The following is a 25,005-nucleotide window of genomic DNA, read 5'->3' on the forward strand; positions in this document are numbered from 1 at the left end:
CACTCGTCAGCCCCCAGCATTGCCATTCTCCCCAAAACACGGGACGAAGGAATGTCCATGGCCTTCCACGCCCTTGCCTGTTGCGAGGGGCTCATGCCTCTTCCCTCGGGACATGGTCGATCTCGGCAGCGATGCGGCGCGCGGCCTCGCCAGCCTTGCCTCGCGAGCCTAGCTCGCATTCCCATGCCACGATTACCCTCCATCCCTGCGCTTCGAGGGCTGCGGCATTCCTCACGTCACGCTGGACATTCCGGTCGAATTTTTCCTGCCAGAAGGCGGTGTTGCTCTTGGGGGTAGTCGCGACCTTGCATCCAGCATGCCGATGCCAGAAGCATCCGTGTACCAAGACCACCGTCTTGAACCTTGGCAAGACTATGTCTGGCTTGCCCGGCAAGAGCTTGCCATGCACGCGAAACCGGAGACCCAGCGCATGCAGCGCCCGCCGAAGCGCCAGCTCAGGCGACGTGTCCTTAGACCGGATCCGAGACATGCGCTCGGAGCGCTCGGATGGGCTCAGAAAATCGACCAAAGGCGTTCCTAGTGCTCGCGTTCCCCCCGTGCCTTCTCGAGCTCGTAGAATGGGTAGCCGCGGATGAACTCGCCAGGGCTGTCGAATGACTTGTACAGGCACTGGTGGTTGCCGAGACCCTTGATGCGCTCGGCCATCTCGGATGCAGTCGCCGTCAGCCCAAGTGCAGAGAGCTCCGTTGGAGTCACGTTCGGGACCTTGTGGATGAACCAGGTTAGCAACGGCTCGCGGTAGTCGGTGCCCCCGGCCTTGAAATGCCGGAGGTATTGCGAGGCCAGAATCACACCAGTGCCGAATTCCCGACCTTGGAGCAGTAGCTTGCGCAGCACGTCGAACTCGTAGCGCATGATGTTGTCGGCTTCGTCGACCAGCAGGTAGGAATCTATCGCTCGCAGCTGCGGATCCTGCCCAAGGAAGGGGCGCTTGGGAACCCGGAGCATGTTCTCGTAGAACATGTTGAGCATCACGGCGACCAGCATGTTCTTGCTGTGGTCATCCTGCCCTAGAGCGTCCAGAGCTATCACCACGACCCCGTCGAGGAAACTGTCGAACGGTACCGTCTTCGACTGGTCCTCCTCGAAGATCTCCATGTCCAGCATGTCGCCAATGATCGACATTGGCGAATCCGGCTTCCCCTCCACGATCTCATGGTAGGCCGTGTGTACCTCGCGCAGCGTCGGAGGGACGCCCGGCGCTGCGCTGTCGTAGGCTTCCTTCACTGCTCGCTTCAACTTGTCGCGCTGGACGGTGCCGATCCCCGAGTAGATCTTGCCTAATACGTCCGCGAAGAACCTGAACCTATCGAACCAAGGCGCCGGGACGTCTCCGCTTGTCCGCGTGTCGAATAGGTTGAGGGGTATACGATGTGGCCGGACGACGCGCGCGCCTGTCGCCGCGACGAAATCTTCACTGCTGTAGTCTCGCTTGTAGTCGAAAATCAGGAATCGCGGCGGGTGGCCGCGGTTCTCCGGGGCCGACGATGCAATTTGCGCAATCAATGACTTGAGCAGCTGGGTCTTGCCTGTACCGAGGTCTCCCACCACGCCGATGTTCAGCTGGTTTAGGCGCGTGTCCGATATATTCAGCTCAAGGTCGCGCGGACGGAAACCGTCGATCGTTTGGCCAACCTCGAGGATGACGCCGGATCCAACGGGCTCTGCTGCACGCTTGTTGCTGTCAACTGGTGCGGCCGTCTGGCTGTCTGTTGCCTTAACTTCCGCGAGCGGCCCTTCATCGGCAGCGCCTGACTCACTCGCCCTGTCTTCCATAGGCCCGGGAGATATCTCGGGAGGCTCCGCGGCAGGGACTGCGACGACCGCTCCCGGCATTAGCTGCCAGTCGCCAAGGCGAGCCCGGACCATGTCGTAGAACGACGCTGGGTCGTCCGCCACGACCTTACCGGCATCGTTGCGGCCGATGACGATTGTCTCCTCGAAGCCGTCGTTATCGAAGTCCTGCGGCTTGCTAGTGGGATTGTCGTCGAGGATGATAAGCCTTCCGCGGGTATCGACTTCGACGGCGTCCCCGCCCCCGAGGATTGAACGGGCGATGCGTTCGTGGAAGTCAGACCATCGCACCGCATGGCCGATCACATCGTGATGCTGGCTGTATACGCGAAGGCCGAACCCGATGATCGACAAAAGCAGGTGCTGGTACGCAAGGGCCCACAGTCGTGGCTGCTCATCGTGCCGCTGCATTGCCTGTAGCAGCGAGGACAAGGCCCTTGCCTGCGCCAACGCATCGACCGCCTCCGTGGCGCCAAACCGCGATGTGGGCCGGCATTTCACCTCGACCGGGGTTAGCTTGATGCGCACATTGCCGCCGGAAAGGTCAATGCCCACGACAATCAAGTCAGGCCGGAGCTGCGTAAGGTCGCCGCGTTCCTTGCCGAGCGCCTTGCACAAGTCGCCAATGTACCCACGGAATGGGTCCACCGGCACGACGATGGCGATGGTCGCATCGTCGGCCGACCCACCAATCACGGGAAGCAGTCCGTCTCCCTCATGCTGGCTTCCGCGGAAGCGGTCCTGCAAAAAGCGCACGCCCACGAAGATCCCGAGGTCCCCAGTCGCGCCGGCGTCATCGCCCGCGAGGCCCTTGATGGTTGGAATGCCTCGGCGCGCTACCTCAAGCAGTACGTCCTGCACCTTTTCAATGCCAAGCTTGTCGCATCCGGGGAGCCTGGCGAGGGCCTGCGACAGGGCATCACGGTCTGCGTCGGTGACCTGGGAGAGCAAGTAATAGCCGTTCGTGTCGCCCGCCCGATGTGAGTACGATGGAAGGTCGAAGTCCCACAGGTAGGCTCCCTCAAGCCACCCGCCGAGGAAGCAGGCCGGGTCTATCGCAGCAGAGGAAACCGCCACGAAGTCGGTCCGGCGCTCCCTGAGCATATGCTGGACCTCGTGCACGTTGGGAGCGAATTGCAAGCCAGTCCTTGCCGGCCCTAGGTTCTCCATCGCGGACAACAGGCTGGCGACCTTGTCTGGCAGGACCTCGCCGGAGGGGCCTGAGGCAGTCGATTGCCTGGACTCCGCAAGAAAGGCCCCAGGTAGCTGCCTCCGGACGCGGTGCCTGATCATACCGCCCAAGCCGAGCGGGGTGCGACCGTCGACTCGCTCGGACCGCGGCTCGGACATGTCGAGCTGCGCGATAATCCCCAGGTCAGGCACTGCGCCATCTGGTTGGTCGAGATACCAGCGGACGCTGTTCGCAGTGTCCTCGGACAGGTTCGCGATCGTTGCGTCGTCCGGCCGCGCACTTTGGGGGCGATCGTCGAACACCTCAATGAACCTAGGCCCGACTGCCAAGCTCCGCGGCTTGCGCGATTCCTCCTGGAATCGCGCGGTACACCAGTCTACGAGGCCTTGGTTGCAGGCGTCTGTTGTCCCGCCAGCGCTGGAGATGGCAACCGCGATCACTGGCTTTGCCGCCAGCAGGTCCGAGACGTCGTCCAGTGCTCGCTTCACCTGTGCAGCGCTGAACCCTACCGAAATCCCTCCGACGCTGATTCCGAAGGCATCGCCGAAGGGCTCGGCGAGCGAGCGCTCGGGCAGCTTCTCGAGTTCCCGGCCGTTCCACAGGACTGACCAGTAGTCGGTGCCATTCTCGACCGCCAGATAGTCGACTTGGTCTAGGCCGGCGGGCGAGCGAAGATGGAGCGCCAGGATGTCGGGGACGCAGTCGGGATCGAGCACGCTAGCGGCCGGGCAAGGCTTGCCTGCCTCGTCCGCCTCGGCAAGGATCCGCTGGGCCACCACATGCCAGCCCACGCGGAGCGGGTGCATTGGCGAGAGCATTATGGCAACCGGTTCCCTGGCAAGGCTGCGACCGCTTGCATCCAGGGAGGTTACCGCCAGGACGTCAGACCAGCATGCTATCTCGGGATCGGACGCCAACCACGCTTGGTAGGCATCGACGTATTTCTCCACGAGCGCGGCAAACTGCTCGTCGCGCATCGCCCACTCCCCAAGGCGCGCCGTCTCGAAGACGCCCGACTGGTCCCCATCGCCGCGAACGCGCCGGGCTATTTCCTCCCTGGCATCGAGGAAGTCGATGGGCGGATTGAATTCGAGGGGCTCCGGCCGGGGATCCTGGATGAACGATCCGCGCGACAAGACGGGTCCCCCATCGACTCCCCAGTTGGGAGGTGACCAGTGGTCGCCATAGTCCTCGGCAAGCACGATTGGCTGGTAGGATTGCCGAATGCTGTCACTGGCGAGAATCCAATCCTGGAGCATCGTCGAGCGCACGGCCCGGTTGACGGGAATGACGGCCTTCGCGTCGAAGCTCTCCAGCTGGCGCCGGTTGGCCTTGATAAGGCGCTCGAACTCACTGCGACACCCAACTTCCGGCACGTCTTCGCAAGTAATGTAAGTCCGGCAGCTCTCCCGCGTGAGGGTGCCATTCTTGTCGGCGCGCGAGAATCCAAGGTCGAGCTGGCAATTCCCGTCGGCCTCTATCTCGGCCCGGAACATTTCAACGCTCGCCGACCGGAGCGCGACGGCAGCCGGTGCACCAACGTTGCCATCCGGCTGGTCGGCCGACACCTGTCCCGTGGCGTCAAGCGTGACGCCCGGGGAAGCGAAGACGAGCAATTCGTACCTGCCAGGCCCCGGGAGGCTCAGGCTTGCTTCCCATTCCAAAGACGCCTTGGCGCCGCGCTTGGCGGGCCTGCGCGGCGGCGAGAACTTCCTTGCCAGGCGGCATGCCACCACGATTCCCGGCTGCCAGGTGGCCAGCGAGATCACCTTCATGGACCCCGGCTTGAAATCGTCGGCAGTCGCCTTGTAGGTTAGTGGAAGCTTATGCGCCGGCGGACCGGCATCTAGAAGAATATCTTCGCCATCGGCGGCCACCGAGCCAACCAGCCCATTCCCGGCAGCAGGCGTGCGGTTGACCTCGATGGTCGCCCCGCTTGGGTCACCGCCCTTGGTTTCGAATCTCAGTTCCACCTCGCGCGAGACTATCGCGGGCATTGCCTTGCTGAGATCGGCCAGCGAGTTAGTGCATATCATTGCGATGTCACCAGCCGAGGACGGCTCCTCGGCGAGCAGCTCGCTCCACTTCTCGACGTCAAGCGAGGCCCACCAGGAGGGTGGAGCCGATAGTTCAAGCCAGCTTGCTGGCCTATAGTACGCGGGCGTTGCTCGCTCGAAAGTCGTGGCGACCTCGCATGTCGAGCGGACTTGCTCCAGGAATCCGGCCAGATGTTGTTGGTCATCATAGCTGGCGCCATCGGACAATCGATCCACGCTTCTCCGGAAGCCCTCGGTCATGGCCTCAGCAATGCTCTTGAGCGTGCCAATCTGTTCCCTGGCTGCCAGGGTTCCGGCTCGCATCGGCGGCATTCCACACGCAAGGCTAAGCGCCACGCCTGGCATTAGACCGCTGGCCGGGCCGATCGAGAACAACCTCGAGAGTAGGCGCCACGCGCCTTCGCGGGGCGAGCTGCCGGACTCAACTTCATCGGCCGCGCGGGCGCCAGCCTCGACTAGTTGCCTTGCCTCCTCGACCTGCGCGTCTGGAATACCCGCTTGGGAGATTGCCTGAAGCACCAAACTCTGGACGAAACTGTCCTCCCACCAGGACTCAAATGTCGCGTTGCCCCCGTTGTTGCGCTCGGCGACCCCGAACTTGCCTGTTGTCGTGTCGACCGAGAGGATCTTGTGCTCGCCCGGCGGCAGGAGGGCGACGTAGCTCGCATGGTCAGGAGTATTGCGCAGGACGAGGAGATGGTCTTCGTCGCACCATCCGGACGCCCCTAGCGAAGGGTTCCCGCTTGCCAGCTTGTCCCGCGGAACCTGCAGGAGAAACGGCAGGTGGGTTGGTGGCGCATCGCCGGACATGGCTACGAGTTCGTCGAACACGCCGCTCATGAGCTCATGCGGCGGACCCAGGAAGACTAGGCGTATCTCGCGCGGTCCATCCGGCGTGGATGCTGCACCGAGCTGCGATCGAATGCGATCCGCCAGGACGGATGCGAGCTTGTTCATGCGCCGGCTCCCGTTGGCATCGCCTGGCGAAATGGGGGGACAAGCAACATCCCGCTCTCCGCATCCGGACTGTCCAGCACCAGCCCGAGCATCCGGAGCTGGTGGCCAAGTTCATTCTGCGGGATGTCGCGATGGTCCATGGTAACGCCGTACTGGGCAAGGTGCTGGGCAAGCCGGTGGACCGAACGCGGCCCCCCCAAGCCTGCGAGTGAGCAGTGCACTAGGGCGATGGTGGCGACGGGCCCGAGGGACGTGATCCACGGGCTGTTGGCATAGGTGCCGCGCTTCCGGAGGATGTAGCCTTGGTCGTAGCCCCTCAACCTCGGATTTGCCGTCTGCCGCTGCTGGAGGCTGTAGGTCACGAACTCATCGATATTCTTGCCGACCCCTCTCCGGCACAGGAGCGTCCTGGTTTCCCTGTCGATCAGGTCCTCTACCGTCTCGCGGATGTCCAGTGCGAGCTGGCCGGTGCAGGTTCGTCGAACCTGATCGCAAGTAATCGCTAGGCCAGCGGCAGAGCCAAGCAGGTCTGCTGGGTCCACGTGCTTGTCCTGAAGTGCCCAGAGTACGGCGTTGATCCCAAGCCGGGCGGCAAGGTATCGGGAGATGCTATCCCGGATACCCGGCAGCGGCTTGCTCGATAGCGGAAGAAAGGAGAACTGCTCGGGGAACATGCGCTTGCGAGCATCCTCCGCGGTAGCGGGGCCAGCGCCGTTCAGCGCTTCCGACAAGCATGCCCACACTCTTGAGTGCAACTCGCACAGCCACACGACGTGGGCGACAGTCCCCAGGCGAAGCACCGCCTCGAGCAAGCTGGTCCATTGGCGTCTGGTGAGCAGGGCCTTGGAGGCCACAATCGAATTCAAGTCATGGACGAATTGCCGGGCAGGAAAGGCACCGGAGCCTATGTCCGGACTACCGGGCAAGCCTTCGGATGGCGGCGGCACAAACGCCCAAGCGGGCTCGGGCAGCCAGGCCTCGACCTCTGACTGGAGGAAGCGAGCAAATACATCGTCGTCATCCCTGACGGTGAGCGCGTCGAACAAGCGTCGCCAGGTTTCTTCCGCCGAAGCGTGGTCCGGCGAGCCCAGCCAGATCATTCGTCGCACAAGCGTGCCGGGCGTCCAAGGGCTGCCATTCAGCCTGGGGGAACCCGAGAACACCGCGACTTGCGGCACAAGGGGGGTGACCTGGAGGAATCGCTTGGCGGACTGGTTCGGGCGCTTCGGACTCTCCAGGAGCGAATTGAGCAAGGTATCAAAGCTGTCCGCGTCCAGTGCTCCCTTTGCCGCTGGATTCTTCTTCTCGCGCTCCCTCCTGATTAGCCCCTGTAGCCTCGTGCCCTGCGATGGTACGGACCGCTCGGTGGCCCCTGGCAACCCGATCACACGGTAGAGCGACGAGAGCACAACTTCGGAGGTTGAGTTCTCGGGCGCCGGTGTCATTGCCAGTGCACCGCTTCCATAGGCGCCGTGCGACTTGCTCCAAGGAGCTTCGCGGAATGCGGCCAACGTCATCGACGGCTGCTCCCGCCAACGACCCCGAACCCTGAGCGCCGCTGCTCGACCGTGATCCCGGTTCCGAGCCGGATCTCGGCCCTGCGCAATACGGTTTCATCCCGCACGATAGGGCCTGCAAGGCGGGCGCCAGTCGTGTCGAGCAGCGCGAGGACCGACCGCGGGAGCGAGGCATTGGACAATCCCCGCTTTATGTCCTTCACAGCCTTGAACAATTCGTAGGTCAAGGCGACGTCCTGAGCCGAATTGCCCTCGCCGACTTCCAGGAATCGCAACGGAGCCGCTGGCCGCCCCTCCGTGTTCGGACTGGCTGGCTGGACATGGCGCCTCGGGACGACGAGAAGCGCCTGCACCGAGGAAGGTGGCAATGGCTGGCCAAAGGTCGTGGTGAGGGACACCTCGAACTCCTGTGCCTTGTTGAGCAGAAATTCAATCTCGCGGGCGACCTCGAAAACACCGTCATCTCGCTGGTCCTCGACGACCTCCTGGAATTCCTGAAGCACGGGGGCGTCCAGAACCGTCATCGTCCGGACGCCGATCGACCTTCGTACCAGCCGGCACGCGAAGTCCCGGACTAGACGCTGGACGCGCGTGGCCGTCGCTGGGCGCTTCTTGCGGACATCTTGCCTCGATAGGTGCGTATCAAGCTCGGCGAGCCTGCGAAGCAACTCGACTTCAAGCGAGGTCAAGATCCTGGATTTGCGAACATGCTCGAGCCCCTCGGCGACCGAGCGGCTGAAGCGAGTGTCGATGTCCCGGAGCCGGTAATGCGTATTGCGGCTGACCTCGACGACTGTGTCTGGTCGCGCAAGGGCCGGATCGAGAAGCCCCGCAAAGCTATCGAGCAGACCGTCAATCATGCCGGGAAGGTAAGGCGAGCGCCGTGACGTCAGGAACCATTGTAGGCCCATGGCCGTGTTGTTGTCCTGTAGCCCAAGTTCCTTGATGTCCTTCAGCAGCGACGGTCCAGCATCTCGGTCCCAGAGGTGAAACAAGGCATGTTGGTACTGGGCGGCCACGAGCTCGAAGATTGCGGAGGATGTCCGCATCGATGGCTTGGCATTGCGCACAGCCTGGTCGTCCGCCACGGCGAGTCGTCCTGCCCAGGCGCAGGGCATGAGGTCCGACGCGCGGGTTTCGTGCCGGTGTCCCGCAAGCATGTACGAGAACAGCGAGAACAGATCGCGGAAGCTCCAGCGCTTGCCGCTGCCAAGTTCATACCAGCGCAGCATCGAGAGGAACGCAGTTTCCTCCCGGCCGTGGGACAGTTGCTCCCGGCTTGAGCAAAATGGGCAACGCGAGCCAGCCTCGCAGGCCCCAGCCGCTGGCCAACGACTGGCGTCGATGGCGTGGCGAAGGACCTGCCCGGCAGGGGACGGCTCTCCCTCCTCTACCCCGACCATCAAGGACTCCATGTCCATGGGCCACACGGCAACGGCTGGATGGTCCTCCAGGGGCCAGCATGGCGGCGCGTCCGGCAGGAGGCTGACAGCGCGCGTGACTTTCTCGATCAGGGCGCGGGGCGCCAGCATTCCCTTCTCGGTCGCTACGATCAGGGCATCGTCGAGCACGCCACGGTTGACGCAGCAAAGGTAGAGTCCAGAGGCGGCATCCGAGCAGGCGGCATCGAGCTCGTCGAGCAATAGCTCGGCGGCAGGCTTCCCGCTGCCATCGGCGACGAAGGAGGCGTCCTGTACGATCGACAAGGGCAGCGACCCGCGCGCTGGCCGGGCAAGCTGGCCGGCATCGACCGACACCAGCCTGGTTACTTTGCTATCCGCAGGCCGGAACGCTCGAGACAATTCGGCCAGGAGCGCCCCATCGGCGCCCATCGCCGCGTCGAGCCATCCCATGGTCCTCTCGATTGCCTCGGTCTTCCCGTTGCCTGGACCGCCCACCAGCAGGATAACGCGAGGCGCAGTTGGCGTTGCTGTACCGATCTCGGCGCACCACAGCCCGAGCTTGGCTAGCAGGTTTGTTCTGAAGACCTCCTGGCCACCAGGGCGCCCGCTCGACTCGTCGAAGGGCCGGCGAACGCCTCCCGACCTGTTGCCAGCCCATTCCAGGAGTTGCGCGGGAAAGGGCGCCTCGGCTAGTTGCGATGCCACGCGCTACCTCGTCGCAGCCAGGGCGGGCTGCGTCGAGGTCTGGCCGAAGAGCCTGCTGGTCAGCTCGATTTCGGCGAGAGCCTTGTCGAGGGCACTGCCAAGCGCGCGGGCAAGGAATGGCGGGACTGCATTTCCTACCTGCGTGTAGCGTGGGCATTCCTTGGTCCGCCGGTCCCCGCCCGTCGTGTACTTGCCCTTGAACTGGAACCAGTCCGGGAAGGACTGGAGCCGAGCGCTCTCCCGCACAGTTAGGATGCGGGGCTCCGAATAATGAAGGACATCGTCCGGAAGAGTCGTGATCGTGGGGGCCGGGTTCGTCGCCGACATCGGGTAGATGCGGTGCTTCTTCAAGCCGTAGCTGCGGCGCGACTCATCATCCATGCGGACGCCGCGGCGGCACTCCGCCAATATTCGCGCAAAGCGCTCCCGGACGTCGTCCCGGTGCCGCGCGAGGCGCATGCTGTTTGGCGTGTCTTCGCTATCGCCCCGCATCAGGCGCTGGTAGCCGGATGTTGCCTCGCCCCGCCTTGCCTCGAGGAACCCGCGGGCGGATTCCGGATCCTCGCAAGGCCGCAGTTCCGTGCCTGCGGTCTCAAGGTCGGATATTGCATCGAAAGCCGAAACGGACTCGCCGAGGCCAAGGAGTGCCAGCTGCCTCACGCGCTCCTCCTCGATCAGCGCGAAGACGCGCGCAATACCGCCGTCCAGCCAGTGCGAAAGATCCTTTCGAACCCCAATCGCGATCAGGCGCGAGCGGCGCTGCGGTACGCCAAACCGGGAAGCGTCAACCAGGATGGCCTCCACCTCATAGCCTATGCCATCAAGCTTCTCGGCCAGCTTGTCATAGAACGAGCGCTTCTTGGGCGCCGGCCCGAAGGGAATCTCGACGATATTTGAGCGGCGATGGACGACGCGCATTCCGGGCACGTTCTCGAGTATCAGTGCCGCTGGCCTGATAGCATCGACCGCCTCGACATATTTCTCGAAGAGCTGGTTTCTCGGGTCGTCCTCGATGCGTCGACCCGCGAAGCTGAAGCCTTGGCATGGCGGACCGCCCGCGAGAATGTCGACTTGGCCGCGGAGCTGCCGGAGCTCCTTCTTATGTTGCTTCAGTAACTCGTCGATGCCCCAAGCTTGCTGCTGCAACCAGCTGGGCCATTCGAATGCATGCCGCTGGGTGAGTGAGCCGGACACGAAATTCGCCGCGAACGTTTCGAAGGCCATCGGGTCGCGCTCGACGGCGAAGAGGCCCTGCATGCCGGCCATCGACAAGCCCAGTGACAATCCGCCGCAACCCGAGAACAAGTCTATGAACTTCCGCGCCTTCATTCGAACCACTCATCCATTTCATGCCCGTGACTTAGCGGGCAAGGCAGAACGAGGTATCGGGCTTCGTTCTTCTTGGGTCCGATAAATGACAACCTGCCCCCGCGCGAGGTGCAGGCATAGCAATGAATATCGCCCCTTGCTATCGCCATCATCGCCGCGGTGGCACCCCTTTCCTTTTGCGTGCGAGAGTATCCTGCAAGACCTGCCCCTAGCATCAAGGTTGCAGTGGTGCCCATTGTGCGAACATAACTAGAACGAGATCGAGTCGCAACGGTTGGGATGCGCTAATCATCGATGTGCAACGACTATCGCCTCGATCATGGAGGAGTTCGACGATCTCGAGATCAACATCGAGACATCTGAGGGCGTACCCGAAGATGACAGCGCTGATGCAGTGGAGCGCCATCAAAAGGCGTGAGGGGTCGGGTAATCGGCGGTCACGTGATTGCCGGGCCGGACCGTCCCCGCCCAAGCTTCCAGTTGATGCTGTCCGTGCGCATGACCCCCGATACGGGTTTGCCGATGTTGCGCTCGAGAACATCGCGCCAGGGTACGAGCGTGAAATCGCGCGACCGTTCAACAAGCGCGTAGCTGCCGCTCTCGAGTTCGACGCGACGCGCGATAATGCCCTCAACCCGCTCTCCCATCCGGCCAGGCTCAAAACGCTTGCCGAGCCGGTCCGCAAGGCCTTCTCCAGCACGCCGCAATTCACGATCGCGTAGCGCATCAACGGCGCCTTCTCTAAGCCTAAATGTCTCGCGATCCCCGGTGGCCAGCTGCTGCTCGACCAGCCATTGCCGGCGGGCAGCAAGCGCAGTCCTGACCTCTCGGCCAAAGCCTATGTCGCGCGGGGCGTACAAGGCGCCCTCGGCGAGCTGATGGTCGAGCCACGTTGGCGCCTCGCTTGAAGCCAGTTCGGCGATAGGTGTCTGGGACAATATCGACAGCGTCACCGGCCGGTCACGCTGCTGGCGCTGGGAATAGGCTTCCGCCTGCGCCAGGTGATCGGCGGAAATCTTCCAGCTTCCATCCGCCAGTCGCTCGGGCCCGGCCCCGGCGCGCCGCATCGCTTCCAGCCGGCGGACATGGCTGATCGCGAATACCTCGCTAGCGGTCGGATCGTGCGCCAGGTGCAGGTCGACCGAGTACTGGCCACCATTGGCGCGGGCGATCGCGTCGACGGTGCGGTCCGACTGTGTTGATTGCAGCCTCGTCGCCTCGATTCTGACCGTTGCATCTTCGGGCACGGACGGCAGCCCGTCTCCCCGTCCGACGTCGATATAATGGACCCGGCCATCGATGCCGTCGATCATCAGGTAGTGGCGGTCACGATGCTCGTCGGAAAAGCCGCGATGAATCACGCGGCCGATGATCGGTTCGCTCACGGATGTCGTCACCACTTGCTCGACTCCGGCACGTTCCAGGCGACGCGCGGTCAGCTCGCGCTGCATGAGGCGGACGATGTCGCCTCGCTCGCCCATGCGCCGCAATGTATCCTGGATCCCGTCTGCAAGTCGGTAGCGACCGCCGCCTATATCCTCGGCCAAATCCATGGCCTTGAGCTTGCGCAAGCGCCCCGCCGTCACCGACTGCAGGAAGGGATCGTTGTCGGTTGGAGAGACCACGCGCTCACCATCCATTCGCCTCAGCAGCTTTCGGTCGATCGCGGTGAGGCGCTCCTGATCGACATCGTGGCGGAGTCGGGCCTCGATTTCCTGATCGGTTCGCGGCCCGAGATCCAGCGTGATCAGCTCGGAAGCGCGCTCGCGCAGGCCATGCGAAATATACTCCCGCGCGATGATCAGATTGTCGCCGTGTTCGTCGACACCACGCAGGACGATGTGGGTGTGCGGGCGCTCGGTGTTGAAGTGGTCAACGGCGACCCAGTCGAGCTGGGTGCCCACGTCCTGCTCGACCTGCGTCATGAGGCGACGGACATAGGGTTTGAGGTCGGAATATTCGGCGCCGTCCTCGGCGGACACTATGAAGCGAAATTGGTGACGGTCGCCGGCGGTCCGTTTCAGGAAATCGTCGCCATCGGCGCGGTCGGTCTCGGGACCATAGAGCTCGCCTGGCAACCCCTCGCGCGTAACCCCGTCGCGCTGGATGTAGCGCATGTGCGCGCGAGCGACCTGACCGGCCTTGCCTTGCAGGCGGATTAGGCTCGCCTTGATCACCGCCCGGCGCCCCCGAAATCCGGCCAGTCGATCGCGGCTGGAAAGCAGCCGCCCGATGCTCGCGCCGCGCCCGATCCGGCTGCCATCGAAGCGGCGCGACCGCCCCCCCTCTTGGTGCCCGCAAGCCGTGCCGCGGCAACGATGCGGCCGCCATATTTGACGACGCGCTTGCCGTCCTTGCCGCGCTTCCAGCCGAGCTTCGGCGTAAAGTCATCGTCAGACATGACCAAGCCGCAAAGTCTCGCGATTTCGAACAGAAAATGGCGATTTTCCGCCATTCGCGCGTATTATATCTCGCTTGGGAGCGCGCCTGTCTCTCGAAAAAAGGATGTGCAGACAGTTGCTTACGCAGTGTCGCGAGACACTGCCTTTATCTTGTTTCCCCTCTCTTCCCTCCTCCTCACCATTCCAGATCAAAAAATGGGGAGAGACAGACGCCTTCCGACGCCGCCTCTCCCCGCGGACCTTGCTACGATCAGTGCGCATGGAGCATTGCATCCCGCGCCCTGGCCAACGACCTGAACAGACGGCATCCCAGAATCCCATGGGCCTCGCCATCGCCATCGCCATCCACGAGCATGGTGGCGCAGAACCAGTTGCCGTCCAGTCGCCCATAAATCGCGATCCGATCCAGTTCGAATTCCTCGTCGTCAGGGCTTTCGTAGGCGGCGATCCAGCGCTCCTCGACCCGTGCATCCCAGCGGAAATCCGCTTCCTCGGCCGCCAGAAACCGATGTGCCAATTCTTCCCCGGCACCCCGCCCGAACTCCAGTTCAAGGCCAGATACCAGCGCCGCCATCACGCGATCCGACGCCGTTCCGATGCTCTGATCCATGCTCATTGTGACCTCCAACGCTACCGTCCTCACCATCGAGAACGGCGTCCGAGGGACAGGTGGCGGAGCGGCTGTCAGGGTCGCGGAGCGAAGCGCAGCGCCGCGAAGCGGACGTGGGGGGAGCCGATTTTCGAAGAAAATCGGAGGGTACCCGCGGGCCTTGAGAGCCGCTCCGCCACCTGTCATGCTGGGTCTGTCGAGACGAGCTTCCTTCCTCCCGGCCACGCACGACATCACCGTCAATCCGCATTCGACAGCGCGACGAACAGCGTAGATGACGGTGTGTCAGAAGAGGTAGCGGGCACGTTTCGCCGTACCGCGAAGATCGACTGCTGCGGGGCGGGCCTGGCAGTCATGATCATGCTTTTCGCTGGCGAAGGAGCCACTGCCGCAAGGTAGCCCACTGTCTCCTCCGGCAGTGCGCGACCGCCTGACAGATGCTCGGCATAGCGCCTTGGACCGGCATTATAGGCCGCGAACATGCCCGGATAGCCAAAGCGATCGTACATTAGCCGCAGGTAGAATGTGCCGGCCAGGATATTATCGCGCGGATCATCCGGGTTGCCCCCTAGGCCTAGCCGCACGCGCATGTCGGCCCAGGTCGCGGGCATGAGTTGCATGAGCCCCTTGGCGCCTGCAGACGAACGGATCGGACGGCCTTTCCACTGGGTTTTTCCGCCGCTCTCGGCGCGCATGACGCGCTCGATCCATTCGCTGGGGATACCGAAGCGCAGCGATGCCTCGCGGATAAATGGCTGCCAGGTTGCCACCGATTCGGCGTGTGCAGGCGTCGCACAGGCGATTGCCAGTGCGATGACGGAGCGCTTCACCGGCGCCACAGCAGCTTTGCCTTTCCGATGACGTCGGCGCCTTCGGTGGGGCCGAAGTAGCGACCGTCGAACGAGGACGGGTTGTCCATCAGCAGGAATAGCTGGCGCCCGCGCAGGACAAGGCAGCCAGTCCAAAATGGCATGGACCGTCCTGCTGCATCGGCTGTCCGGCGCTCGGCAGCCCATCGCCCATTGATGAAGACTTGGCTCCCGAGTGCGCAAATCTCGTCGCCGGCATAGGCTGCGACACGCTTCACGAGCGGTACGTTCAACGGCAGGTAGCGGCGAGAAGCAGCGAGATGCCGATAGCGCTGCGGGACGCGTGCGATTGCCATGTCGCCAGGCTCGAGCATGGCTTCCGGCTCAACGGAATAGAGGCCGACCGGCGCGCTGGCGCTGGCATTCCAGACGAGACGTGGGGTCGGTGGAAGCATGGCCGAGAGGAGCAACATTCCGATCCCCGCACTCCCCGCGAGGACATGACGCCGAAGCCGACTGCGCTGCGTTTTTCGAGTGCGCAAAGCTTCGCCCCACGCCAGGAGGGGTGCGTCATCCGACAGTTTGCAGTGCCCGCTCACCGGTCGATTTCCCGCGCGCTATGCTCGCTCGACCACGTGTCGAGGTCATCGATATGATACTGCACGAAGCGGCTATGGCGGCGGAAGACGGGCCCCTTTCCAGCCCGGCGCAGGCGCTTCAGGAGGCGGCTCGACATCTTGAGATACGCAGCCGCCTGGTCAGTATTGAGGAAAGGTGATCCGCGCTTGGCGCGGTTTGCCCGCGTGATTTCGTCGTCGGTGTCCATGGGGAAGCGATATCCTTGCAGCCGCGACCGCCCCGTGCGGTCGCGGCACCCCGCTTGCCGGGTGGGACACCGCCTGATCAGTGTCGAATTCGGGGGTAGCGCTTTCGACACCGGTGAAGGGAGCCCCGCGCTTGGCCGGCGCGGGGCCGAGGATCACCGTGACCAGATGAGCTTGTGCTCGCCGTTTTCGCCCTGGGTCAGCGTCGCGTAGATTGGTGCGGGGAAGGACGGATCGTCGAACTTGAGGCTGAGGTATTCCGCTCCGGTCTCGCGTGCCGCCTTGGTCCAGCCCGCGCCGAACTCGACGCCGCCAGCGTTGACCCGGTGGTCCGGTGCCTTGTCGTTCTCGCGTTCAACGGGCCGGATCGTGGCCTTGACGCGGAGTGTCAGAGTGCGGATTTCGCCGTTGTAGACGCCGTCTTCGTTGCGGATGAAGCTGCCGATTTGTGCCATTTAAAGTCTCCTTCTCGATCTCGAGAGCCGCCCCATGCGGCCTCGATGGCAGTCAACCAGGCGGCGATCGACCGCCGCGCACCGCCAGGCCGAAGCGCTAGCGGAGGACGGCCCGAGGTGGGCTTCTTGTCTCGCGAGGAAGCCCGGAGGGCGGGGAAGAAGGTCAGCGAAGCCGTTGCGCGGACAAGGTCGAACGCCGCCAGACCTGCCATGAAGAGATGCCAGGCGGCGCCTTCGATATCTAGTTGCGGGATCGTGATGGCCCGGATCGGCGCATCGCTTAGCGCATCCATGCAAGGCCTGCCGACGCGATCCGCTGGCCTCAGCTTCCGAACATGTCCTCGAGGAAATCAAGCGAGGTATCGCGCGCCGGGACGCCGGGCATCTCGTGGACGATGCTTTCGACAATGTTGCGGGACGAGGCGTAGCGCAGGTGCTTGCCGGCCCGATAGTCGTCGATCAGGTCTGGCCTGTCAGTGCGATAGAAGAGCCGCTCGCGCGAATAGACCTGCACGACATCGTTGAGACTTCGAGCTTCGTCAGCCCCGACCACCAGCGTCGAAAGGCGCGGCTCCGTGGTGTATCGCATCGGGATTGCATAGAGCACGGCGAGCCTTGGCGTCAGCGGAGCAAGGATGCGAGGTGAATGCGGCGCCATGCTGGGCGAGTTGAGATTGTGGTAGAAGCCGTCGCCGAAAATGAATTCGCGGTCTGGCGAAAGCATCGCAGTCGCCTTGCCGCGCGACCCGAAGGCCTCGACGGCGCGGCGGTGCATGTCCCGAATGTTCACCGCGATCAGGCTGTTGCGCTCGCGCTCTGGGAGCGGCCCCCGCAAGCGCTCGGCGAGCGATACGGAGGATTCGCGGGTCATCGGACTGCGGATCGCCAACGAGACAAGCGCTTCCACCATGCGTCCGAACCTGTCGTCATCCGATGGCTGGGGCAAGAAGCGTTGGCGGTTCGGCCGGTCGATCCGGTTCTCGTATTCTAGGCTCTCAAGCCAGGAGATCACGCCCGGAAATCCATCATCAGCGCGCTGGAAAAAGCTCTCGAAGTTCTGGTCCCATGGCGTCGTTTCACCTGATTCCTTGCCGAGCTTGATATAGTGGCCGTTGCCGATCACGCCGAAGGAAGCAGGCTTGGCGCGTTGCTCGGAACCATCTGGCCGCAGCCAGTGAACGCCGCCGTTTTCGTCTGCCCAATGCTTGGAGACGCATTCGGGCCACCAATGATGTCGTTCGGATTTCGCTTTTGCCATGATCGACAGATAGGTTTGGAATGCCGCTGCGTCAGCATCCAACCATCTGCACCGCTACGAACCAAGCATGCGCGCCGACGCCGATACGGCGGAGGCGCGCCGATTTTTTCGGGTTCGGTAAGCGGGCGGGCCAGGGCCCGCCCGTCTCATGTCATGCGGCCTCGGCGAAGGGCACTCCCATATCTGCAGCGCCCGGCTGCACCACCAGATCGCGCGCGGCGATGACCTTGGCATGGGCAGCGACGGTGCCGACGCCGCCTCGTTCCGTGTAGGCGCTTGGCGGGAACTGCATCCAACGGGGCACCCAGCGTTCGACCTTTTCGCGTCCGTCATTGCCCGCCAGATGGTCGGCGACGATGCGCTTCAAGGTCTTTGCCTTTTCGCCCGCGTTGGCGCGCGCGACCGTCTCACCGGCCACTTCGCCGACCATTCGCCCTAGAACCTCGCGGTCGCGCAGCAGCGAGAACATGGCGTCATCGGCTTGCCACCAGTCGGCCATGGCGATCCCGATCTCGTTGCCAACCACCTCGACGGCGGCACTTCCGGCAGGGAGTGTCTCGCCGATGACAACGGCGATGATGCGGGCCACATCCTCATCGGACAGTGCGATCAGGCGGAGGAATACCCCCACGACGCCATAGTCGTCGCCATTGCCGCCGATAACGCTCGGCTCCTCGGACGAAAGACCGAGCAGGTCGAGCGCGGCGCGCCGATGCCGGTCGAAGACGGCTTCGCCGCGGCAGGTCTCGATGCTTTCGCGCACCTCGTCATTGCGCGTCGATTGCCGCTCGGGACGCACAGTCCATAGCTGCGATCCGACGATTGCATGGGCCACCATGAGCCGCAGCGCGACGCCGGGATGGCCGAGTAATGCGGCGCGCACGGCGGCATGGCGATGCAGGTCGACATAGGTCTGGAGCGTCGAAGTCAGTTCAGGGCGCTGCGGCTTTTGTCCTTCGGGCGTTTCAGCACAGGCCGCGCGCCGGGCTTCCTTGCGGGTGACATAACCCTCATGGAACGTCACTTCGCCGGTACTGCTCACATCGGCATAGACGCGCCCGCCCTTGCGCTTCGGAGCCTTTTCATACTCCCACGAATGGAAGTGCTCCGACGGTGGAACGATGACGACATCGCTCCAGCCTTGCTCCAGATAGGCGGATCGCGCGGTCTGGATGGCCGCATTCTGCGCGGTCCAGAATGCGTCGGGATCAGCAAAACAGCGGTCCTCGCCGAACAGGTCGGCGATGGTCGCTCCGCAGAAATCGTCAAGGTTGAACAACGCGAACCGGGCGGGGATCGACTGGCCTCCGAACAGCCATGCCTTCAACTGGTGCCCGGTCGGCACGTAGCTATCGGGATCGTCGTAGAGCGCCAGCCATGCCTTTTGCTGGCTCTTGCTGGCAAGGGTCAGGTGGCGGACGGTGGCGCGATCGATCTTTTCCGAGCGGTAGAGGTCGCGGATGCGGGGCAACAGATTGCCCAACGCAAGGACACGGCGGATGGTAAGGTCGGGCAGGCCGAAGGTTGCCGCAATGTCGTCCACCTCGCGGCCTTCCTTGACCAGCCGGGTGAAGCTTTCCCATTGGCGAACCTCGTCGGCATCGAGCCGCGCCATGTTCTCGATCATCGAGGCCTCGATGGCGGCGGCATCGTCGCCTGCTTCAAGGATGCCGCAGGGCAGCAGCAGGCTTTCAGGATCGACTTCGCCCGCCGCGCGGCGCTCATTGGCGACAACAAGGCTGGCATGAAATCGGCGGCTTCCGGCAACAATGCCGAAGCAGCCGTCGGCATTGGCGGGGCGAACCAGCAAGGTCTGGATGACACCGCGCGCACGGATGGTCGGCAGGATGTCCGACACGTCGGGGGCCTTCTGGCGCGCGCGCATGTTCGTCCGGTCCACGAAGAGCTTGTCGAGGGGGATGTATTCGAGTTTCATGGCAATCACCTTTCAAAGGTGCCGGTCCCGTCGTTCGTGCAAGTTTGGCGGGATCGGCTTTTGATGGCGGCGAGACGCGCCGCCTCGCGTCATTCCGCCGTCAGGCTGGCGGAATCTCGGGAGCCATGCCGCTAGCGGCAACACGGCGGAACAGGGCCTCGGCGTGGATGATCGAACCGGCGCGGCGCGAGCAATCGGCCCAGGCCGAAAGCGGGTGCGATGTCTTGAAACCGAGGTCGCGCTCGATGGCGAGGCCGAACGGCAGGCGGACGGAGGCAATCTCCGACAGGCTGAACCAGCCAAGCTCGGGGCATCCAAAGCCAAGATCAGCAAGTCCGAACAGCGCGTCGCCGTCCTCGGCGAGCTCGGTCGCAAGCCAGGTCGCCGCGCCCACGGGATTGAACAGCTTGATCACGGGCAAGGGATCGAACCGTTCGCCGCGCGCCTCCGATACTTGTCGATTGGCGTAGTTGTCGCGCAGGGCCTGTTGCAGCTCCGGGGTGAGGAGGATCATGCCGCGATCCTCCCCTCAGTTTGCACGTCACGTGCCTCGCGATGGCGAGACAATAGCCAGTCGGCGGCCTTGCTCGCGGCGCTTGCCGCCCGGAAGATCGCCCGATTGTCCTCCCGCAGGACTTCAAGCCATGCGCCGATATAGTCGGCATGGCGTACGGTCGGGGAGATGCCGAGCGCCGCGCAGAGGAAGGCCGATCCCATTTCCGCGACCAGTTCTTCGCGGGCGTAGTCCTTCGATCCGAAGGCGTTGACGAGGTTGCGCCCCAGCCGGTTCGGGTGCCCGGTGGCGTGGGTCAGTTCGTGAAGGCAGGTCCGGTAGTAGTTGACCTGCAGGAAGAAGGCGGGCTGCGGCGGGACCTGCACATAGTCGAGCGAGGGCACGTAGAAGGCCTTGTCCCCGCCGATCCGGAAATCGACGCCCGAGGCTGCGATCACCTCCTCGGCCAGCGGCACGACCTCACGTTCGGGCAGCGGCGCCGGGTCTGAGGCAAGGCCTTCGCGCAAGCCTTCGCACTGCGCGACATTGAAGACGGTGAACCGCTTGAGGAATGGCACCGCCTTGGCCTCGCCCCCATCACGTTCGGCCCGCTGCTTTTCGGCCTCGGGAGTGAAGCGGTCGGCATAGACGACGCACTGCCCCCGTTCGCCCTTGCGGACGCAGCCGCCTGCTTCCTGCGCTTGCCGGAAGGTCAGCCACGATTGCGATGGCCAGCCGTTCTCGATGACCGCGCCCCACAGGATCAGGATGTTCACACCCGAATAGGGACGCGCGGTCAGGGCATTGCGCGGCAGGCCGGGACCGATCCCGCCAGTCGTGCCCCAAGGCTGCACCCATGGCAGGCGTCCGGCCTCAAGCTCGAACACGATCCGCTGGGTCACCTCGTCATAGAGAGTGCCCCGGCTTTCCTCCCTTTCCTTCGCAACCTCCCGGCTGGCACTACGCTTGATATTCCTCGGCATGGCTTGTCCTCCACACCGCCCCAAAAAAAAAAGCCCCATGGCTTTCCCGCAGAGGCGGGGGTGGGCGGCAAGCCGCGACCAAGAGGCCCGGCTCCAGCGGTTGGCGCACCGCAGGGCGAAAGGAACTGGAGCACCCCGAGCAAAGGCGAGGGGGTTGCGCCGGCCGCGACGGGCCTAGCCGGAAGCGCCGCCCGCACCCGCCGATACGGGAAGGCCACCAGCGACGCCGCCGCGCCAAGCGGCGACCATCAGCCGGTATCTTGACCGGCCCACGCCAGGGATCGAAGCCGAATGGCCGAGACGCCAAGGCGGCTCGGCGGCGCAGCCGCGAGAGCTCGGTCGTGCGCTTGACGCACGAGGCGCCGTCTAGTTTTTCTCGATGAGATCTTGCTCAAACATGCCGAACGAGAATGGCCGTGCCTTCGGGAGCCCTTATTTCAGTGTCGTTTCAGAACCTCAGTTGGAAGATTTTTCATCAACAGGACGTGGGGTTCAAGGCCGAAGGAGCGCGCCAATTCGTCCAGCCGGTCGATTGTGACGCTATACTTCTCGCGTTCCAGTGCACTGATATATGTTCGATCAACCTTTGCAGCGTCCGCCAATGCTTCTTGAGACATGCCCCGCGCTGCGCGAAGTACGCGTAAATTTTGCGCAAGGGTTTCTCGGCTCGACACGCTCACTGTTGAGCCGTGTTGCGCTGATTTTAGCCATGGTGTAGAAACCTCAAATTGACGAGCAAACTACACAAAAAGCAACTCTCATGCTTCAGAATGTCGCACCTATGGGGCCAGTCAGCGCGTATGATCGCCGCAACCTATCCATTTATGCGCAGCTTCTCGATGCGGAAGAGAGCGGCTTGGACTGGCGCAACAGCGCAGAAGAAATCCTAGGCCGCGACCCGTGTGCCGAGGCAACGCTTGCTTGTTGGCAGAGTCACATCAAGCGAGCGCGATGGATTATAGGAAGTGGCCTCGCCGAAGCTGTCGAGTACTTCAACAAGCGAGAAACGCCAGATTTCTCGGTGTAACAACTTTGTCACCCAAGTAGCTCCCGATAGCCGCCCGTCGCCATGTCGCGAGCCATTGCGATCAGTCGCCTGCACTGGGACTTGAGCGCTTCTCCCGCCCATTCTTCCCGGATGCGATCAAGGCCGAAGAGCATCACGCCGACGTCCCGAATGCTCGCACCCGCGACGAGCGCGTCATGAACGCGCAGGGCCAGCACCTGCCGCCGCAGGCGCTGGCTGGCAGGCGGGACTACCGTGAGATGCCCAGTGCGGCGGAAATTCAGGAACCGGCGAAGCGCGGCCAGCGTAGGCTCAAGATCCACGACCCCAGACAGGTCGTGCATTAAGGATACAGGCCCCTCCAGCAACGAACCGCCCGCTACGTCGAGGCGAATGGCGCCAGCGCCAGAGCCAAGCAGGACATGCTCGCGCTGATCCCCACGAACCACCGTCGCCCGGACAGCGCTCCCGATATGATCGAACGGCTCCGTCTGCAGGTCCATAACCGCCAAGGCCACTACCTGGAGGACGGAGGCATCCACCGCGGCGCTCCACAGGACCGGGGCCTCCATCCACCCAAGGCCGGCATCGGGCATGGCAAGGCAACCCCAGCGGCCCGTGCAGTCGGCGGGCGCGGGCTCAAGGAGCGTCACGTCGCCATGGGCAACGGCAGAAGTGCCGGCAACCGCCTGATAGGCGGGATCCCGCCGCAGCCATTCCCAGGCAAGCCCCGCGGGACCGGCATGGTCAAGATAGCGATAGGATGCGGCGGCCGGCCAGGCATCTGGCAAGGCCGCCGGCATCGCGTGTCACCCGAGCCGGTGCGGCCTCAGCCCATCTCGCCCAACTGGCCGCGAACGAAGGCGGCGACGGCGTCCTCTTGGTCGGGCCGTAAGGCGTCGACCGCCGGCAGGCAGTCCGGCACGTCGCCGCGCAACAATATCGAGGGACATTGCCCCTCGACGTTGCCGAGGTTCGGCCGGTGCTGGGCGTATCCGACCAGTGCCGCCAGTTCGGGCGAAAACTCCCTAGCAATGGCTGGCGGATAGACGAGCCACTGCAACTCGAAAGGCTTCAGCCAGCCGAGGCAGTAACTGACGATAATGCCGCGTCGCGGCGCTGGGCTGGTATTCCCGCCGCCGCCATGCAGGGTCGAGCCCAGGAAGACCAAGGCATCGCCTGGCGACAGCCGGGGTACGATTGCTTCCGCCTCGTCCAGTTCTACGACCTCCGCGTCGATGTGGCTGCCCGGCCAGAGCCGAGTCCCGCCATTTTCCCGGGTGAAGGGATCGAGCGGCCACATCACGTTGACGAGATATTCGAGCGTGCCCTTGGGCCCGGGCCACATGTCCTGGTCGCGATGCGGCAGTTGCGGCAGCGCGCCTGGATGGATCTCGATCGCCTGGGTGAGGTTCAAGGCGATCCTGTCGCACCAAGGCAGGAGTGCGGCTTCGACGATGGCAAGAACGCGCTCGTGCATGACAAGCCGTGCCATGTCGGGCGAACGGCGAAGCAAGGCCCCGAACCGCTTGGTGCGAGCGCCGTAGAATCCGCCGTGACACAGTGGTGTCGCTCCAAAGCGGGTATCCAGTCCGGCATTGATGCCCGCAACCAGTTCCGGACCGATGGCACGCTCGAGGATGCAATAGCCATCGCGCGCCAGCGCAGCGCTCTCCCGGTCGACACGCGCGCTCATGCCGCCACCGCCTGAGCCGTGTCCATGTAAGTGCCGGACCAGCGCAGCCGATCAGGCGTATCTTGCCCCACATGGGCGGCGAAGGCGCCGACCAGGCCGCCGTCGATGCGCACCGCCGGGCCAAGAGGCTCGGCGGCCCAGCCCATGGCGAGGACTTCCTTGCGGAAGGCATCGGGCAGGACGCCGGTCAGGCAGGTGATCCCGCGCTCCAGCGCGAAGTCGACCATGGTGGAGATCAGACTGTTGCGAAGCTCGCGTCGCCGCAAGGCACCGTGGCGCGGGGGCAGGCACAGCCGCGTGCTTTCCCAGATCGTCGGCCCTATCGGGACGCCGAGCGGGCACAGGTGTGCGAACAGTTCCCCGAGCATGTGCGGGCGCGTCGATGGCATCAGCCGGATCGAGGCTTCGTGTTCGCCGTTCGCGTCAGCGCAGATGATGTAGACCGTGCCGGCGGTATCGAACTGGTCGATTTCGAACAGGCCGTCGACGACGGGCACGTCCCATCCGAAAAGATCGACGAACAGGCGCTTGCGATCGGCGAACATGGTCTCGAGGAGCTGGCGGCTCCCCGGCGCGAGGTGGTTTTCAACGACGTGAATCATGAGGTGCTCCCGGTTTGCGGACAGCCGCAAGGGAAGCACCGGCACGGCCTCGAAACAGGCCGAGTGATTACTCGGGTTGACGAGCCACGAGTTCGTCGAGGCCGATTTCGCCAGCGAAGATCGCGCTCACGACGAGTTCGGTGCGATCATGGGCGCCGAAGAGCGCGCGCGCCTCGGTCATGTAGCCATCGACGGTGCGCGGGGTGAGCGAGAGGGTTCGCGCGATTTCCTTGTTGGACATGCCGCGTCCGGCGAGGATCACGCAGTCGCGCGGACGGGGGTGGAGGCGCGGCGCCGGCCGTGGCTGGCGCTGGCCCATGACCAGGCGGCGTCCTGCCTGGAAGGCGAATATGCCGATCATCTGGACGGGTCCGAGCAGGCGACTTGCGCGCTTCGGCGATTTCAATCCGGCGAAGGTGCAAGAGCCCATGCAGTCCCCGAGCAGCACGGATGGCACGGTGATGCCCTCGTTCAGCCCCTCAGCCTGGCCTGCCTCGAGACAGCGGCGGTCATGACGATCGAGGTGGATGATCCGGTCGAGCTCGGACCAGAGAAATGCGCCATCAGTGAAGGCACAGGCCCGGATGACGGGATCGCGGCGATACCGGCCCTCATCGATGATCCGGGCAGCAGCTGCCTCGGGATATTGGCGGACATCAACCCTGCCCGGGGGCGCACCGCGCAGGTCGGCGTGATGGATGAGCGCATAGTATCGGAAGCCCAGGTCGGCGGTGACCGCCTCCATTAGCAGGGCAAGGTCGCCTGGCGACGCTGCCGCCCGGGCGGAGCGGATGAAGGCATCCGCCAGGGCTACGCTTGGCGCCAGCCGCGACCGCCATCGGTCGGCAGGCATGCTCGGCTTTTCCCTCCCGCCGGGTCAGCCCGGCACCCAGACCCTTTCCCAAGGGCGCAACTGCGCGTGATCCGCAATGCCGCCGGCCTTCGGCGCCAATATC

21 protein-coding genes are annotated in these 25,005 nt (G+C 63.9%); 1 reads left to right on the forward strand and 20 read right to left on the reverse strand.

What is annotated here, in order from left to right:
• Nucleotides 1-91 precede the first annotated feature (91 nt).
• The 16 genes from ACWNC0_RS06970 to ACWNC0_RS07045 all read right to left on the reverse strand — a co-directional run bounded on the left by ACWNC0_RS06970 (nucleotide 92) and on the right by ACWNC0_RS07045 (nucleotide 21,425).
• The gene (locus ACWNC0_RS06970) at nucleotides 92-529 is read right to left on the reverse strand and encodes a very short patch repair endonuclease (RefSeq protein WP_449470556.1); all 438 of its coding nucleotides are present in this window, start codon (nucleotides 527-529) and stop codon (nucleotides 92-94) included.
• Nucleotides 530-537: 8 nt separating this feature from the next.
• Nucleotides 538-6,021 (reverse strand): hypothetical protein, encoded by a 5,484-nt coding sequence (locus tag ACWNC0_RS06975; protein WP_449470557.1) that lies wholly within the window; start codon nucleotides 6,019-6,021, stop codon nucleotides 538-540.
• A complete protein-coding gene (locus ACWNC0_RS06980) occupies nucleotides 6,018-7,538 on the reverse strand; it encodes a hypothetical protein (RefSeq protein WP_449470559.1) in 1,521 nt (506 codons plus the stop codon). Before ACWNC0_RS06980 ends, ACWNC0_RS06975 begins: the two co-directional genes overlap by 4 nt.
• Nucleotides 7,535-9,391 carry a hypothetical protein gene (locus ACWNC0_RS06985; protein ID WP_449470560.1) on the reverse strand — a complete coding sequence of 619 codons (1,857 nt, stop codon included), beginning with the start codon at nucleotides 9,389-9,391 and terminating at the stop codon, nucleotides 7,535-7,537. Before ACWNC0_RS06985 ends, ACWNC0_RS06980 begins: the two co-directional genes overlap by 4 nt.
• Nucleotides 9,392-9,649: 258 nt before the next feature.
• The gene (locus ACWNC0_RS06990; RefSeq protein WP_449470562.1) at nucleotides 9,650-10,975 is read right to left on the reverse strand and encodes a DNA cytosine methyltransferase; all 1,326 of its coding nucleotides are present in this window, start codon (nucleotides 10,973-10,975) and stop codon (nucleotides 9,650-9,652) included.
• A gap of 437 nt (nucleotides 10,976-11,412) precedes the next feature.
• Nucleotides 11,413-13,344: a relaxase/mobilization nuclease RlxS gene (rlxS, locus tag ACWNC0_RS06995; RefSeq protein WP_449474558.1), complete on the reverse strand. Its 1,932-nt coding sequence runs from the start codon at nucleotides 13,342-13,344 to the stop codon at nucleotides 11,413-11,415.
• Between the two features lie 283 nt (nucleotides 13,345-13,627).
• On the reverse strand, nucleotides 13,628-13,993 hold the full coding sequence (locus ACWNC0_RS07000) for a hypothetical protein (protein ID WP_449470564.1): 366 nt from the start codon (nucleotides 13,991-13,993) through the stop codon (nucleotides 13,628-13,630).
• Between the two features lie 233 nt (nucleotides 13,994-14,226).
• Nucleotides 14,227-14,826, reverse strand: coding sequence for a lytic transglycosylase domain-containing protein (locus ACWNC0_RS07005; protein ID WP_449470566.1), 600 nt, complete (start codon nucleotides 14,824-14,826; stop codon nucleotides 14,227-14,229).
• The gene (locus ACWNC0_RS07010) at nucleotides 14,814-15,395 is read right to left on the reverse strand and encodes a S26 family signal peptidase (RefSeq protein ID WP_449470568.1); all 582 of its coding nucleotides are present in this window, start codon (nucleotides 15,393-15,395) and stop codon (nucleotides 14,814-14,816) included. The genes ACWNC0_RS07005 and ACWNC0_RS07010 overlap by 13 nt, the downstream gene beginning before the upstream one ends.
• Nucleotides 15,392-15,622, reverse strand: a complete 231-nt coding sequence (locus ACWNC0_RS07015; protein WP_264593074.1) for a helix-turn-helix domain-containing protein — start codon at nucleotides 15,620-15,622, stop codon at nucleotides 15,392-15,394. The genes ACWNC0_RS07010 and ACWNC0_RS07015 overlap by 4 nt, the downstream gene beginning before the upstream one ends.
• A gap of 153 nt (nucleotides 15,623-15,775) precedes the next feature.
• Nucleotides 15,776-16,075: a DUF736 domain-containing protein gene (locus ACWNC0_RS07020; RefSeq protein ID WP_449470569.1), complete on the reverse strand. Its 300-nt coding sequence runs from the start codon at nucleotides 16,073-16,075 to the stop codon at nucleotides 15,776-15,778.
• 322 nt (nucleotides 16,076-16,397) lie between these two features.
• On the reverse strand, nucleotides 16,398-17,375 hold the full coding sequence (locus ACWNC0_RS07025; protein ID WP_449470570.1) for a hypothetical protein: 978 nt from the start codon (nucleotides 17,373-17,375) through the stop codon (nucleotides 16,398-16,400).
• 109 nt (nucleotides 17,376-17,484) lie between these two features.
• On the reverse strand, nucleotides 17,485-19,269 hold the full coding sequence (locus ACWNC0_RS07030) for a ParB/RepB/Spo0J family partition protein (protein WP_449470572.1): 1,785 nt from the start codon (nucleotides 19,267-19,269) through the stop codon (nucleotides 17,485-17,487).
• A gap of 100 nt (nucleotides 19,270-19,369) precedes the next feature.
• Nucleotides 19,370-19,783, reverse strand: a complete 414-nt coding sequence (locus tag ACWNC0_RS07035; RefSeq protein WP_449470574.1) for a DUF2958 domain-containing protein — start codon at nucleotides 19,781-19,783, stop codon at nucleotides 19,370-19,372.
• Nucleotides 19,780-20,745 (reverse strand): ArdC family protein, encoded by a 966-nt coding sequence (locus ACWNC0_RS07040; protein WP_449470576.1) that lies wholly within the window; start codon nucleotides 20,743-20,745, stop codon nucleotides 19,780-19,782. Before ACWNC0_RS07040 ends, ACWNC0_RS07035 begins: the two co-directional genes overlap by 4 nt.
• A gap of 437 nt (nucleotides 20,746-21,182) precedes the next feature.
• A complete protein-coding gene (locus ACWNC0_RS07045; protein WP_449470578.1) occupies nucleotides 21,183-21,425 on the reverse strand; it encodes a helix-turn-helix transcriptional regulator in 243 nt (80 codons plus the stop codon).
• A gap of 80 nt (nucleotides 21,426-21,505) precedes the next feature.
• Between ACWNC0_RS07045 and ACWNC0_RS07050 the strand changes: the two genes are divergently transcribed.
• Nucleotides 21,506-21,772 carry a hypothetical protein gene (locus ACWNC0_RS07050; RefSeq protein ID WP_449470580.1) on the forward strand — a complete coding sequence of 89 codons (267 nt, stop codon included), beginning with the start codon at nucleotides 21,506-21,508 and terminating at the stop codon, nucleotides 21,770-21,772.
• Between the two features lie 8 nt (nucleotides 21,773-21,780).
• Here the strand turns inward: ACWNC0_RS07050 and ACWNC0_RS07055 are convergent, their stop codons facing one another.
• The 4 genes from ACWNC0_RS07055 to ACWNC0_RS07070 form a co-directional block, all read right to left on the reverse strand.
• Entirely contained in the window at nucleotides 21,781-22,554 is a 774-nt protein-coding gene (locus ACWNC0_RS07055) for a DNA -binding domain-containing protein (RefSeq protein ID WP_449470581.1), read from the reverse strand.
• Between the two features lie 26 nt (nucleotides 22,555-22,580).
• Complete coding sequence (locus tag ACWNC0_RS07060; protein ID WP_449470582.1) at nucleotides 22,581-23,447, reverse strand: phytanoyl-CoA dioxygenase family protein; 867 nt, start codon at nucleotides 23,445-23,447, stop codon at nucleotides 22,581-22,583.
• Nucleotides 23,444-24,049 (reverse strand): acyl-homoserine-lactone synthase, encoded by a 606-nt coding sequence (locus ACWNC0_RS07065; protein ID WP_449470583.1) that lies wholly within the window; start codon nucleotides 24,047-24,049, stop codon nucleotides 23,444-23,446. Before ACWNC0_RS07065 ends, ACWNC0_RS07060 begins: the two co-directional genes overlap by 4 nt.
• Before the next feature lie 67 nt (nucleotides 24,050-24,116).
• Nucleotides 24,117-24,902, reverse strand: coding sequence for a LuxR family transcriptional regulator (locus ACWNC0_RS07070; protein WP_449470584.1), 786 nt, complete (start codon nucleotides 24,900-24,902; stop codon nucleotides 24,117-24,119).
• Between the last annotated feature and the right edge of the window lie 103 nt (nucleotides 24,903-25,005).

The organism is Sphingobium chungangianum (assembly GCF_977014255.1).